A 12,577-nucleotide genomic window follows, 5' to 3' on the forward strand; every position below is an offset into this window, starting at 1 on the left:
TGCCGCGCTGCTGCTGGCGGTCACCATGCCGGGCGAAGCGCGTGAGTATCGCTTCAGCGATGCCCATCTCCATTACGTGGATTTCTTCCAGGAAAGCGATGGAATGAAGTCATTGGTGAAGGCGATGGACAAGGCAAACATCGACCATGTGATGATTTCCGGCATTCCGGTGGCCAAGAAGTGGCACGAGGACGAGCCCAAGCGGCCGCGTTACTACGCCGGGGACGATGCCGGTGCCTACTGGTACAGCGCCACGGATGTGCAAGTGGCCGCTGCGGTGAAGCAACTGCCCGCCGAGCAGCGCAAGCGCTTCCACCCTTTCCTGAGTGGCTTCAACCCTAACGACAAGAATTCCGATGCGCACATTCGCCGAATGCTGGAGCTGGACCCAGGGCTCTGGCAGGGCATCGGTGAAGTGTTCACCCGTCACGACGACCTCACGGCCCTGATCGATGGCGACACGCCACGCGCCAACAATGAGGCCATGACCCGCATCTATCATCTGGCGGCCGAGTACGACCTGCCGGTGCTGCTGCACTCGAATATCACCTCCAAGCGCGAGCGCAACCCGCTCTACTTGCAGGAAGTGGAGGAGCCACTGCGCAATCATCCCCATGTGCGCTTCATCTGGGCCCATGCAGGCTCCAGCATGGAAATACACCGTCACCAGACGAAGATGGAGTTCCTCCTGCCCACTCTGGACCGGCTTCTCGGGGCCTATCCAAACCTCTACATCGACTTGTCGTGGAGCGTGCTGAAACCCTATCTGCTGGACACCGACGGCAAGCCGGTTCGCCGTTGGCTAAAGCTGGTGGAACGGTATCCGGACCGCTTCATGCTGGGCTCGGACGTGGTGGGGCGTTTCGACGGGCTGGGTGAGTACCTGACGGCCTACGATGTCTTTCTCGACGCCTTGCCAGAGGCGGTGGCGCGCAAGGTGGCGCGGGACAATTTCCTCGCCGTACTACCAGCCAGGCACCGGAGCGATCGCACGCAGTGAGCCTGTCACAAGGATGTCATGGGCACGTCATAACCTCGCGCCACCGCAAACAAGGAGCGCGACATGATCCCCTTTCGAATGACAGCACTCGTGGCCCTCGGCCTGGCCTCCGGCGTTGCCCTGGCTGATGTGCGAGTGGATGGCCCGGTGGAGTACGGCATCTTCGAATCCCAGTACCAGGACTACCAGCCGGGCGAGCGCGTGCTGACTCGCAGCAACCAGACCATCGAGCAGACCGACGAAATCCCGGCCAAGCTCGGTACCAAGTTCGGCATGCGCTACACACTGCTTGGCAAGCAGGAAAAGGACGCACCGCTGACCCTGCTCTACCTCACCCCCGGCGTGGTCACGCCGGATGGCAAGCGCCACGACAAGTTCGTGGTGGAGCAGAAGATGGCACCTGGCGCACCCACTGACGTGATGGCCTTCGAGTTCACCGAGCATTATGAAGTGGTGCCGGGTGAGTGGCGCTTCATGGTCTTCCAGGGGGACCGCCTGCTGGCCGAACAGAGCTTCACCGTCCGCTGATTCCGCGTGCGTCGCCGTGGCGCGCTATAGTCGCTGGGTCTGAAGCAGGCGCGAGGCGCGGGCCCATGGCCGAACAGATCAGCATTCTGGTGGTGGATGACGACGAGGCGATCCGCGAGTTGTTGCTGGATTACCTCGGCGGCCAGGGCTACCAGGTCCACGCCGTGGCCGACAGCCGCCAGATGCGTGCGCGGCTGGCCGAGGCGCTGCCCGACCTGGTGCTACTGGATGTCGGGCTGCCCGGCGAGGATGGCCTCAGCCTTGCGCGCTACCTGCGCGAGCATCACGACTTACCGGTGATCATGGTGTCCGGTGCAGGCACGCCGCTGGATCGCATCGTCGGCCTGGAAGTGGGCGCTGACGACTACGTGGCCAAACCCTTCGACCCGAGGGAGCTGCTGGCACGGCTCAAGACCGTGCTACGGCGCTATCGCCGTGCCCCTGCACCTGCGGCCATGCCCGCCACGGAAAGCGACAATCCCTGCCTGCAACTCGGCCTCTGCCGTCTCGACCTGCAGAGCCGTCAGCTGTTCAATGCGGCGGGCGAGGAAATTCCCCTGACCGCCATGGAGTTCGACCTGCTCCAGGCCTTCGCCCAGCGGCCCAACCGTCCGCTTTCCCGCGACCAGTTGCTGAATCTGACTCAGCATCGCGACTGGAACCCCTTCGACCGCTCCATCGATATTCGCATTGCGCGCCTTCGCCGTAAGCTGGAAGCGGACCCGGACAAGCCGCAGATCATCCGCACCGTACGTGGCGTGGGGTACATGTTCGTGCCGGGCTGAAACCACAATTCGCCCCCACGTCAGCGCTTTGTTTCAATTGTTTCAATGGTCTCGGATGCCCTCCGGAGAGGGGCAGGCTGTCTCTATACTCAGGCAGTCCGCTTCCCCCGGAGGGCCCACCGGTGAGCCAGCCATTGACCCGTCACTTCACCATCAGTGCCGAAGAGCATCACCTGCGACAGATCGTCGATAACAGCAGCGCGGTGATCTATGTAAAGGACCTGGACGGCCGTCTGGTGCTGGTCAACCGGTCGTTCGAGCGCCTGTTCAAGGTGCGTGCCGAACGCGTGCTGGGGCACACCGATCACGAATTCTTCCCCAAGGAAATTGCCGACGTTCTACGGGCCAACGACCTGCGGGTGATCCAGCTTGGCCATGAGCTCGAGTTCGAAGAGCAAGTGCCAATGGGCGGCAGCATTCGTACTTACCTGTCGAACAAGTTCCCGCTGTTCGATAGCGAGGGGCGGGTCAGCGCCATCTGCGGCATTTCCACCGACATCAGCTCGCGCAAGAGCCTGGAGGAAGTCCTGCGCTTCGTTGCCCTGGGTGTGTCCGCCGCGACCGGTAATGAGGTGTTCGAGGCGATCGCGCGCTACATGGTGCGCTCGCTGAATGCCGACTTCGCCTTCGTCAGCCGCATCAGCGACGAGGGACCGCATCGCCTTACCACGCTCGCGCTCTACTACGAGGGCAAGCTGCACCAGAACGCGACCTATGACTTGAAGAGCACGCCCTGCGCCGAGGTATTCGGCCGCAGTTTCCATTTCGTGCCCCGCGACTTGCGCAGCTCCTACCCCGGCGATGAAGTACTGGCCTCTTTCGGCGTCGACAGCTACGCCGGCTTCCCGCTTTTTGCCAGTGATGGCCGCCCGCTGGGGTTGATTGCCGCGGGGCGCACGGGACCGATGAGCGACCGCGACAAGGTGGAGTCGGTGCTGCGCATCTTCTCGGTACGGGCTGCGGCAGAGATAGAGCGCCTGGAGGCCGAGGCCAGCTACCGGGCGATCTTCGATACCTCGGAGGACGCCATCTTCGTCCACGATATCGAGAGTGGCGGCCTGGTGGACGTAAACCCCAAGGCATGCCGTGCCTATGGCTACAGCTACGAGGAAATGCTCAAGCTGGAGATCGACGCGTTCAGCGCCGGCTATTCGCCCTATACCGGCAAGGAAGCGGCCGGCTACCTGGCCCGTGCCGCTGCCGGCCAGATGCAGCGTTTCGAATGGCACCGGCGCAATCGCGACGGGAGCCTGCACTGGGATGAAGTGCTGCTCAAGCGCGTGGCCATCGGCGGCATAGACCGCATCCTTGGCATCACCCGCGAAATCACCCAGCGCAAGGAGGCCGAGCAGGCCTTGCGGGCCAGCGAAATTCAGTATCGGGCCATTACCAATACCGCCCTGGACTGCTTCATCAGCATGGACGAGGCCGGTCGGGTGCTGGCCTTCAACCCGGCGGCCGAGCAGTGCTTCGGCATCAGCCGCGAACAGGCGCTGGGCCACTCGCTGCTGAAACTGATCATCCCGCCACGTTTCCGCGAAGCCTACGAGCACGCTCTGGAACACTACCTGCAGACCGGGCACGGTGCCTTCCTCGGCAAACGTATGGAAGTGATGGCCCAGCGTGCCGATGGCCGTGAGTTCGCCGCTGAACTGGCTCTGACCCAGGTGCCAGGAGATGAGGGACCACGTTTCATCTGCTATCTGCGCGACATCACTGAACGCACCCAGGCCGAAGAAGAGCGCGCCCGGCTGGAACAGCAGTTGCGCCAGGCCCAGCGCATGGAGGCCATTGGGCACCTCACGGGAGGTATTGCCCACGACTTCAACAATCTGCTGACCAGCATGCTCGGCTATACCGTGATGGCCCAGGAGTTGGCGGAGCAGGGCGGCGACGAGCGACTCGGCAAATACCTGTCGCGGGTGCAGCGCTCGGCGGAAAAGGCTCGCGACCTGATTCAGCAGATGCTCACTTTCAGCCGTGGCAGCCGCGGCAAGCCGCAGGTGGTGGCGTTGGACCTCCTGCTGGGGAATTTCATTCGTCTGGTGGAGTCGACCTTGCCGGCGACCGTCGAGCTGGAGGTGAAACTGGACCACGACCTGCCGCAGGTGTTGGCGGACCCGGTGCAGCTGGAGCAGGTGCTGATGAATCTCTGCATCAACGCCCGGGATGCCATGGGCAGTGTCGGCCAATTGCGGGTGAGCCTGTGCCAGCAGGAGCTGGAGGGCACCTGCGCTTCCTGTCAGCAACGAATCAAGGGTCCCTACGTTGCGCTCACCGTGAGCGACAGCGGGCCGGGAATCGATCCGGCGTTGCGGGCGCAGATATTCGAGCCGTTCTTCTCGACCAAGGCCAGTGGGCAGGGTAGCGGCATGGGGCTGTCCATGGTGCATGGCATCGTCCATGAGTACGGTGGCCATATCCATCTGGACAGCGCACCTGGGCAGGGCGCCACCTTCAGGGTGCTGATGCCAGCCCACGGCCCAGCCGTCGCCGCGGACACGACGAGTGCGCCGACAACTGAGCGCCCGCTGTTGCGGTCGGCTCTGAGCGGACGCGTGGCGGTGGTAGACGACGACGCCACGGTGGCCGAGTTCATGGGAGAGCTGCTGGAGGGCTGGGGGCTGGAGACAAGTATCTTCTGTGACGCCGAGCAAGCCAGCCAGCTGCTCTGCGCCGACCCCTACGCCTGGGACTTCGCCATCCTCGACCAGAGCATGCCGCGCCTTTCCGGCCTGCAGCTCGCAAGGCGCCTGCTGGCGTCCCGCGCGGACCTGCCCATCGTGCTCTATACGGGGTTCAGCGACTCGTTGCTGGAGAGCGAGGTGCAGCAGCAAGGGGTCAAGGCATTGCTGACCAAGCCCCTGAACCAGCAGCGCTTGCATCAACTGTTGCATGCCTGGCTGGGAAACCCGGGGAGCGGATACAAAGCGGAAACAAACTGAGCGCTGTCAGCCATAGGGCTGATACAGGCCGGGCCCAAGCTGGTTTCCAAGGCGGAGAGTTGTCGCCGACCAGAACCCCAGGCAGGAGCGCATCATGTTCACCTACTTCAAGCGCGTTTCGATTTTCTTCTACGGCCTGATCAGTTACCTGATCTTCTTCGCCACCTTCGTCTACTCCATCGGCTTCGTTGCCAACTTGCCATTTGCTCCGCGCACCCTGGATGGTGATCCGCGCTTGCCGTTCTGGGCCGCCCTTGGAATCGACGTACTGCTGCTGGCCATCTTCGCCGTCCAACACAGTCTGATGGCCCGCCCGGCCTTCAAGGCCTGGTGGACCCAGTGGATTCCGCCTGCAGCCGAGCGCAGCACCTACGTACTGTTTTCCAGCCTGGCGCTGATCATGCTGTACAGCTATTGGCAGCCCCTGGGTGGCGAGATCTGGAACATCGAGAACCGCTCCGGTCGTCTGGTGCTGGGCGCCACCTTCGGTTTCGGCTGGGCGTTGGTGTTCTACGCTACCTTGCTGATCAACCACTTCGATCTTTTCGGACTGCGCCAGGTCTGGCTGAACCTGCTGGGCAAGCCCTACACGGCGCTGGAGTTCAAGATGCCTGGTGCCTACAAGCTGGTGCGGCATCCGCTGTACCTGGGATGGTTCCTGTGCTTCTGGGCGACGCCGACCATGACTGCGACCCATCTGCTGTTCGCGGTAGTGACCAGCATCTACATACTGGCCGCCATCCAACTGGAAGAGCGCGACCTGCTGCGCGAGCATCCCGAGTACGCCGACTACCGGCAGAAGGTGCCCATGTTGCTGCCGCGCGTCGGTAGCCGTGACAAAGCGAGCGACGGCCGCGAGGCGGCCTGATCACAGGGAAATGAAAAGGGCGCCTTCGGGCGCCCTTGTGGTGTCCGGCTCAGACTACGAATTTCCCGATCATGCCGTTGAAGTCCAGCGCCAGGCGAGAGAGCTCCTGGCTGGCCGCGGAAGTCTGCTGCAGCGCCTGCATCAGTTGGGCGGACTCCTCGCGACCACGGGTGTCAATGTCGCCTGTAAGGTCCCCACAGGCCACCATCCCGGCATTGAGCACGGCATCGTCGAACTTAGCTACGCGAGTGTGTAGGCGATGGTGCTGTTCAACGGTGGGGCGGACAGAAAGGAAAAGGCCCGTATCCGGTGGGATACGGGCCTTTTCGGTACCGCAGGAGCCGTCAGCCGTTGAAGCGGCGCAGCACCAGGGTGGCGTTGGTGCCGCCGAAGCCGAAGCTGTTGGACATGACGGTGTCGATCTGAACGTTCTCGCGGGTCTCACGCAGGATCGGCAGATCGGCCACTTCCGGGTCGAGCTCGTCGATGTTGGCGGAACCGGCCATGAACTTGCCTTCCATCATCAGCAGGCAGTAGATCGCTTCCTGTACGCCTGCTGCGCCCAGGGAGTGGCCGGAGAGGCTCTTGGTGGAGCTGATGGCAGGGGCCTTGTCACCGAACACAGCGCGTACGCCGCGGATTTCGGCAACGTCGCCCACCGGAGTGGAAGTGCCGTGGGTGTTCAGGTAGTCGATCGGCGTGTCGACGGTGGACAGCGCCAGCTGCATGCAGCGGATGGCGCCTTCGCCACTCGGGGCAACCATGTCGTAGCCGTCGGAAGTCGCGCCGTAGCCGACGATTTCCGCGTAGATCTTGGCGCCACGCTTGAGGGCGTGTTCCAGCTCCTCGACCACCACCATGCCGCCGCCGCCGGCGATGACGAAACCGTCACGCTTGGCGTCGTAGGCGCGGGAGGCCTTCTCGGGAGTCTCGTTGTACTGGGTGGACAGGGCGCCCATGGCGTCGAACAGGCAGCTCTGGCTCCAATGTTCTTCTTCACCGCCGCCGGCGAAGACCATGTCCTGCTTGCCCAGCTGGATCTGCTCCATGGCCTGGCCGATGCAGTGTGCGCTGGTGGCGCAAGCCGAGGAGATGGAGAAGTTCACGCCCTTGATCTGGAAGGGAGTGGCCAGGCACGCCGAAACAGTGCTGCCCATGGTGCGGGTCACACGGTATGGGCCGATGCGCTTGACGCCCTTTTCGCGCAGGGTGTCGATGGCTTCCATCTGGTTGACGGTGGAAGCGCCGCCGGAGCCGGCGATCAGGCCCACGCGCGGATTGGAGATCTGCTCGGCGGTCAGGCCGGCGTCTTCGATGGCCTGCTGCATGGCCAGGTAGGCATAGGCAGCGGCATCACCCATGAAACGGAAGAGCTTGCGATCGATCAGCTCTTCCAGGTTCAGGTTGACTGAGCCGGACACCTGGCTGCGCAGTCCCATCTCGGCATAGGACGGGTTGTGGCGAATACCGGCCTTGCCGGCGCGCAGGTTGGCGGAAACAGTGGCTTTGTCATTACCCAGGCAGGAAACGATGCCCAGGCCAGTGATCACGACGCGACGCATGCGGATGTCCTTCAGAAGCTGTCGGTAGAGGTGAACAGGCCAACGCGCAGGCCTTCGGCGCTGTAGATCTCGCGGCCGTCGACGGCAACGGTGCCATCGGCGATGCCGAGGATCAGCGAACGATTAATAGTGCGCTTGATGTGAATGTTGTAGGTGATCTTTTTCGCGGACGGCAGCACCTGGCCGAAGAACTTGACTTCGCCGGAGCCCAGGGCACGGCCACGGCCGGGGTTACCCTGCCAGCCGAGGTAGAAACCAACCAGCTGCCACATGGCGTCGAGGCCGAGGCAACCGGGCATGACCGGGTCGCCTTCGAAATGGCAGGCGAAGAACCACAGGTCCGGGTTGATATCGAGCTCGGCGACGATCTCGCCTTTGCCGTACTTCCCGCCGGTTTCGCTGATATGCACGATGCGATCGATCATCAGCATGTTGGGGGCGGGCAGTTGCGCATTACCAGGGCCGAACAGCTCGCCGCGACTGCAGCGCAGGAGGTCTTCCCGGGTATAGGCGTTTTGTTTGGTCATGCGAGCTCCTCAATGGTCCCCGTCTGGCACAGGGCTTTGCATTCATCCTTCTGCCGTGGCCTTTGTTGGGGGCGTCGGACGACAGACTAGTCATAGACTGTTGCGTTGCGGTGAAAGTCACAGAGTGGCGAGCACAGTCGTGCACCTGAGTGACAAAGGCCTGCCGCAAGGGCGTGCCAGGGACATCCCGCTCGCAAATCGTGGAGCACTTTAACATCCCGGAACACTCGACGAATGTCTGGAAACGGCACCAACCGTTTTAGTCCGACGGCCTGCTCAGCCAGCGCTGCATTACTCGCAACAGATCAGCGCGCTTGAAGGGCTTGGCCAGGTAGTCGTTCATGCCCGCCGCCAGGCAGGCTTCGCGGTCGCCCTGTAGGGCGTTGGCTGTCAGGGCGATAATTGGCAGCGTTGCGCCACCATTCATCTGGCGAATCTGGCGTGTAGCTTCGTAGCCGTCGAGCACAGGTAGGCGGCAGTCCATGAGAATCGCCGAATAGTGGTGACGTGAAGCCTGGTGCACTGCCTGGGCGCCATCGCCAACCAGGCTGACCTGATAGCCCAGGCTGCGCAGCATGGCCTCGATCACCGTCTGGTTCACCGGGTTGTCTTCCACCAGCAGGACGTGCTGACCAGTGCCTTCGCCATGCTCCTGCGTCTGATTGGTCAGGGCTTCCGCGCCCTGGGGGCGGAATGGCAGGGGAATTTCCAGGGTGAAGGTCGACCCTGAACCTTCGTGGCTTTCGGCCCTCAAGGTGCCGCCCATGCGCTCGGCAAGGGTACGTGCGATGGGCAGGCCGAGCCCCGTGCCGCCATAGCGACGGGAAATTGAGTGATCGGCTTGTTGGAAGGCGTCGAACATATGCTCCAGGCGATCCGGCGGGATGCCGATACCGCTGTCGTGCACCGCGCAGGTGAGCCAGAGCACTTCGCTGTCCAGTGCCTGCCAGCGTGTTTCCACCCTGATGCCGCCTTCTTCCGTGAACTTGAGGGCATTACCTACCAGGTTGACGAGAATCTGCCGCAGTCGCGTCGGGTCGCCGTGGGCTTCGACACGCTCCAGACCGTCCTGGGTGTCGAGGGTCAGGGTCAGCCCGCGCTGCTGCGCACTGTGTTGGAACACCTGTACTGATCCCAGGATCAGATCCAGCAGGTTGAACGGGATGCGCTCCAGTTCAAGTGCGCCGCGTTCTATGCGAGAGAAGTCGAGGATGTCGTTGATCACCTTCAACAGGTGCTCCGTGGACTCCGTGGCCAATGCCGCGTACTCGGCCTGCTCCTCGGTCATCTCGGTGGTTTCCAGTAACTGCAGCATGCCCAGGACACCATTCATGGGAGTGCGCAGTTCGTGGCTCATCATCGCCAGAAAGTCGGATTTGGCGCGGTTCGCCATCTCCGCCTCTTCGTGCGCCTTGATCAGTTGGCCCATGGCCTGTTGCTGTTCCTGGCTGGCCTTTTCAAGGCCGCTGGCCAGATTGTTGATATGCCGGCTGAGGTCGCCCAGTTCGCTGTCATCCACTACGGGCAGGCTGGCGTTGTAGTTACCCTCCTGAATGGCCTTGACCGCGTCCCCCATCGCACTGATGGGCTGCGACAGGCGTGTGGCCAGTCGGCGCGCTAGAAGGAAGGTGAGCAGGAGAGCGATCAGGGCCAGCACCGTCGCTTTGAGGAGGATTTCCTGCTGGCGACTGCTGAAGGCGTCGTTGGACATACCGACGACGACACGGCCCAGGTAATTGCCGTCATTGCTACGGCCGTCTCCATTGGCCAGGGTGCGCCGGGCCTGAAGGTGCATCTGCTGCTGGAGGATGGGCGCGTGGAACACTTCCACCTGGGAGCCGGTCTTTTCCAAGCTGTCCTGTTGTTCCAGGTACACCAGGATGTTGTCGGCGCGGTCGCGCACTTCGAGGAAGCGCACATGGGGCGTACCCAGGCTGGCCTGGAGAAGGCCTTCCAGGACCTCCAGGTTCCCTGTGACAACGCCGTACTCCGCCGCCGGGGCGAGCTGGCTGGCGATTAGTTGGCCGGTGTGGTTCAGCTCCTGGCGCAGGTCCTGGAGGCGAGCGAAGGTGAAGAAGCCGGTGAGCAGCAGGGTCAGCAGCAGGGCCGGTCCGAGGCTGATCAACTGGGTGCGGGTATGGATGTCCCAGCGGCGCCGCAAGGTCATAGGCGCGACTCTCCGTCGGCGGCAGGAGAGTTCGGGAGTCTGGGGGAGGGTCGGCACATCTTCCTTTTGCCTCGATGCGGGGTCGTCCATGAAGCGGAACTATGCAGGAACTTTAGTCCCGATATGCCCCAATGCTGGGGGAAATTTAGATATCCGGAGGATGCCAGGGAACGAATAGGGTTCCCTTGACGCCAAAAAAACTGCGGCATCTTAACCGAGGACGATTGCTTTGCCAGTGCAATGGCTCTGGATAGAGGCTGGCTGGGCGGCGGCGCCTCCGTATAATGCGTGAATTCGCCACTCCAATGGCCTACATGGATCCGTTATGACTGAACAGCAACCCGTCGCGGTGCTAGGCGGCGGCAGCTTCGGCACCGCCATTGCCAATCTGCTGGCCGAAAATGGCCAGCGCGTGCGCCACTGGATGCGCGACCCGGATCAGGCCGAGGCGATCCGTACACAGCGCGAAAACCCGCGCTATCTCAAGGGCGTGAAAATCCTGCCCGGCGTTGAGCCGGATACGGACCTGTCCGCGGTCCTCGCCGATTGCGAGCTGGTCTTCGTTGCCTTACCGTCCAGCGCGCTGCGCAAGGCTCTGGAGCCGGTGGCCGGCCAACTGGCCGGCAAGCTGCTGGTCAGCACCACCAAGGGCATCGAGGCGCAGAGCTTCAAGCTGATGAGCCAGATTCTCGAAGAGGTGGCCCCGGATGCACGCATCGGCGTGATCTCGGGTCCCAACCTGGCCAAGGAAATCGCCGACCATGCGCTGACCGCCACCGTGGTCGCCAGTGAGGACACCGAGCTGTGCAAGCGGGTGCAGTCCGCGTTGCATGGCCGTACTTTCCGCGTCTACGCCAGCCAGGACCGCTTCGGCGTCGAGCTGGGCGGTGCGCTGAAGAACGTCTACGCCATCATTGCCGGCATGGCCGCCGCGTTGGATATGGGTGAGAACACCAAGAGCATGCTGATCACCCGCGCCCTGGCGGAGATGACCCGCTTCGCCGTCAAGCTGGGTGCCAATCCCATGACCTTCCTCGGCCTTGCCGGCGTCGGCGACCTGATCGTCACCTGCTCCTCGCCCAAGAGCCGCAACTACCAAGTCGGCTATGCCCTGGGCGAGGGCCTTTCCCTGGAAGACGCTGTCGCGCGCCTTGGCGAGGTCGCCGAAGGCGTCAACACGCTCAAGGTACTCAAGACCCGTGCAGAGGAGCTGCAGGTCTACATGCCGCTGGTCGCTGGCCTGCATGCCATCCTTTTCGAGGGGCGTACGCTGGCTCAGGTGATCGAGTTGCTGATGCGCGGCGAGCCCAAGACGGACGTAGATTTCATCCCAACCTCGGGCTTCTAGGCCCAGGACCATCACCGCTTCGGACAAGGAGATTCCCCATGAGTGAAGAGCGCGAAGACCTGCAACGCGAGCACATCCTGCTGCGCGTTCTGTGGATGCTGATCTTCGTCATCGTCTGGCAACTGGCCGAGATCGTGCTGGGCGCCGTGGTTCTGCTGCAACTTGGCTACCGTGCCTTCTACGGGGCGCCCAATGCGGGGCTGCTGTCCTTTGGCGATAGCCTGAGCCAGTACCTGGCGCAGATTGGCCGCTTCGGCACTTTCAATACCGAAGAAAAGCCCTGGCCCTTCGGCGACTGGCCCGCGGCTCGTGCTCCCGAGGGCGAGACGCCGCACGCGGTACCGCCCGCGGCCCATCCGGTACGTGACGAAGAGCCCAGGCTATGAGGCTCTGGCTCCTGCGTCATGGCGAGGCCGAACCCCGTGCCCGAACCGATGCGGAGCGCGAACTCACACGCCACGGCCGCAAGGACGTGCTGCACAGCGCCGCCCAGCTTGCCGGGCGACCGCTGAGCGCGATTCTCGCCAGCCCTTATGTGAGGGCGCAGCAAACCGCCGAACTGGTTCGTGATGCGCTGGGATTCAGCGGTGCCGTTGGCACCGCACCCTGGCTCACACCCGATAGCGATCCGCGCGAGGCGCTGAATTTCCTCGCTGAACGCAGCGAGCAGGATCTCCTGCTGGTCACCCACAATCCCTTTGTCAGCGACCTGGCGGGCTTGCTGATCCACGGCCATCGCCAGGAGCCCTTGCCCATGGGAACGGCCAGCCTTGCCGAGCTGGAGGGTGATCTCCTCATCCCCGGACTGATGTCACTGCGCACCATCCATCACGTTCGCCATCACTGA

12 protein-coding genes are annotated in these 12,577 nt (G+C 63.0%); 8 read left to right on the forward strand and 4 right to left on the reverse strand.

Features of this window, described 5'->3' with window-relative positions; translation table 11 throughout:
- Window positions 1-25: 25 nt before the first annotated feature.
- From SA496_RS08495 to mddA, 5 genes are all read left to right on the forward strand, one after another.
- The gene (locus tag SA496_RS08495) at window positions 26-1,000 is read left to right on the forward strand and encodes an amidohydrolase family protein (protein ID WP_330115626.1); all 975 of its coding nucleotides are present in this window, start codon (window positions 26-28) and stop codon (window positions 998-1,000) included.
- A 63-nt stretch (window positions 1,001-1,063) separates the two neighbouring features.
- Window positions 1,064-1,528 (forward strand): DUF3859 domain-containing protein, encoded by a 465-nt coding sequence (locus tag SA496_RS08500; RefSeq protein WP_330115266.1) that lies wholly within the window; start codon window positions 1,064-1,066, stop codon window positions 1,526-1,528.
- A 65-nt stretch (window positions 1,529-1,593) separates the two neighbouring features.
- Window positions 1,594-2,313 (forward strand): response regulator, encoded by a 720-nt coding sequence (locus tag SA496_RS08505; protein WP_120651599.1) that lies wholly within the window; start codon window positions 1,594-1,596, stop codon window positions 2,311-2,313.
- 122 nt (window positions 2,314-2,435) lie between these two features.
- Entirely contained in the window at window positions 2,436-5,258 is a 2,823-nt protein-coding gene (locus SA496_RS08510; protein WP_120651598.1) for a PAS domain S-box protein, read from the forward strand.
- Between the two features lie 94 nt (window positions 5,259-5,352).
- Entirely contained in the window at window positions 5,353-6,126 is a 774-nt protein-coding gene (mddA, locus tag SA496_RS08515) for a methanethiol S-methyltransferase (RefSeq protein WP_120651597.1), read from the forward strand.
- 49 nt (window positions 6,127-6,175) lie between these two features.
- Here mddA and SA496_RS08520 read toward each other — a convergent pair whose 3' ends face one another.
- The 4 genes from SA496_RS08520 to SA496_RS08535 form a co-directional block, all read right to left on the reverse strand.
- Complete coding sequence (locus tag SA496_RS08520) at window positions 6,176-6,349, reverse strand: hypothetical protein (RefSeq protein WP_153921144.1); 174 nt, start codon at window positions 6,347-6,349, stop codon at window positions 6,176-6,178.
- 121 nt (window positions 6,350-6,470) lie between these two features.
- On the reverse strand, window positions 6,471-7,688 hold the full coding sequence (gene fabB, locus SA496_RS08525; protein WP_120651596.1) for a beta-ketoacyl-ACP synthase I: 1,218 nt from the start codon (window positions 7,686-7,688) through the stop codon (window positions 6,471-6,473).
- Between the two features lie 11 nt (window positions 7,689-7,699).
- Window positions 7,700-8,215, reverse strand: coding sequence for a 3-hydroxyacyl-[acyl-carrier-protein] dehydratase FabA (gene fabA / locus SA496_RS08530; protein WP_003456128.1), 516 nt, complete (start codon window positions 8,213-8,215; stop codon window positions 7,700-7,702).
- 259 nt (window positions 8,216-8,474) lie between these two features.
- Window positions 8,475-10,382, reverse strand: coding sequence for an ATP-binding protein (locus tag SA496_RS08535; protein ID WP_120651595.1), 1,908 nt, complete (start codon window positions 10,380-10,382; stop codon window positions 8,475-8,477).
- Between the two features lie 325 nt (window positions 10,383-10,707).
- Between SA496_RS08535 and SA496_RS08540 the strand changes: the two genes are divergently transcribed.
- Genes SA496_RS08540 through sixA form a run of 3 tightly spaced genes read left to right on the forward strand, consistent with a single transcriptional unit; the run spans window position 10,708 to window position 12,577 of the window.
- The gene (locus tag SA496_RS08540) at window positions 10,708-11,730 is read left to right on the forward strand and encodes an NAD(P)H-dependent glycerol-3-phosphate dehydrogenase (protein WP_120651594.1); all 1,023 of its coding nucleotides are present in this window, start codon (window positions 10,708-10,710) and stop codon (window positions 11,728-11,730) included.
- A gap of 38 nt (window positions 11,731-11,768) precedes the next feature.
- Window positions 11,769-12,116, forward strand: coding sequence for a DUF4389 domain-containing protein (locus SA496_RS08545; RefSeq protein ID WP_120651593.1), 348 nt, complete (start codon window positions 11,769-11,771; stop codon window positions 12,114-12,116).
- Window positions 12,113-12,577 carry a phosphohistidine phosphatase SixA gene (gene sixA / locus SA496_RS08550; protein WP_120651592.1) on the forward strand — a complete coding sequence of 155 codons (465 nt, stop codon included), beginning with the start codon at window positions 12,113-12,115 and terminating at the stop codon, window positions 12,575-12,577. The genes SA496_RS08545 and sixA overlap by 4 nt, the downstream gene beginning before the upstream one ends.

It is taken from the genome of Pseudomonas sp. JS3066, from assembly GCF_036328175.1.
In the GTDB taxonomy this organism is placed as follows: Bacteria; Pseudomonadota; Gammaproteobacteria; order Pseudomonadales; family Pseudomonadaceae; genus Metapseudomonas.

What these genes read in the sequence shown, in the direction of transcription:
- SA496_RS08540 (WP_120651594.1), top strand. Translation starts at nt 10,708, where the DNA reads ATGACTGAACAGCAACCCGTCGCGGTGCTAGGCGGCGGCAGCTTCGGC.
- SA496_RS08535 (WP_120651595.1), bottom strand. Translation starts at nt 10,382, where the DNA reads ATGACCTTGCGGCGCCGCTGGGACATCCATACCCGCACCCAGTTGATC.
- SA496_RS08505 (WP_120651599.1), top strand. Translation starts at nt 1,594, where the DNA reads ATGGCCGAACAGATCAGCATTCTGGTGGTGGATGACGACGAGGCGATC.
- SA496_RS08545 (WP_120651593.1), top strand. Translation starts at nt 11,769, where the DNA reads ATGAGTGAAGAGCGCGAAGACCTGCAACGCGAGCACATCCTGCTGCGC.
- SA496_RS08495 (WP_330115626.1), top strand. Translation starts at nt 26, where the DNA reads ATGCCGGGCGAAGCGCGTGAGTATCGCTTCAGCGATGCCCATCTCCAT.
- fabA (WP_003456128.1), bottom strand. Translation starts at nt 8,215, where the DNA reads ATGACCAAACAAAACGCCTATACCCGGGAAGACCTCCTGCGCTGCAGT.
- sixA (WP_120651592.1), top strand. Translation starts at nt 12,113, where the DNA reads ATGAGGCTCTGGCTCCTGCGTCATGGCGAGGCCGAACCCCGTGCCCGA.
- SA496_RS08500 (WP_330115266.1), top strand. Translation starts at nt 1,064, where the DNA reads ATGATCCCCTTTCGAATGACAGCACTCGTGGCCCTCGGCCTGGCCTCC.
- fabB (WP_120651596.1), bottom strand. Translation starts at nt 7,688, where the DNA reads ATGCGTCGCGTCGTGATCACTGGCCTGGGCATCGTTTCCTGCCTGGGT.
- mddA (WP_120651597.1), top strand. Translation starts at nt 5,353, where the DNA reads ATGTTCACCTACTTCAAGCGCGTTTCGATTTTCTTCTACGGCCTGATC.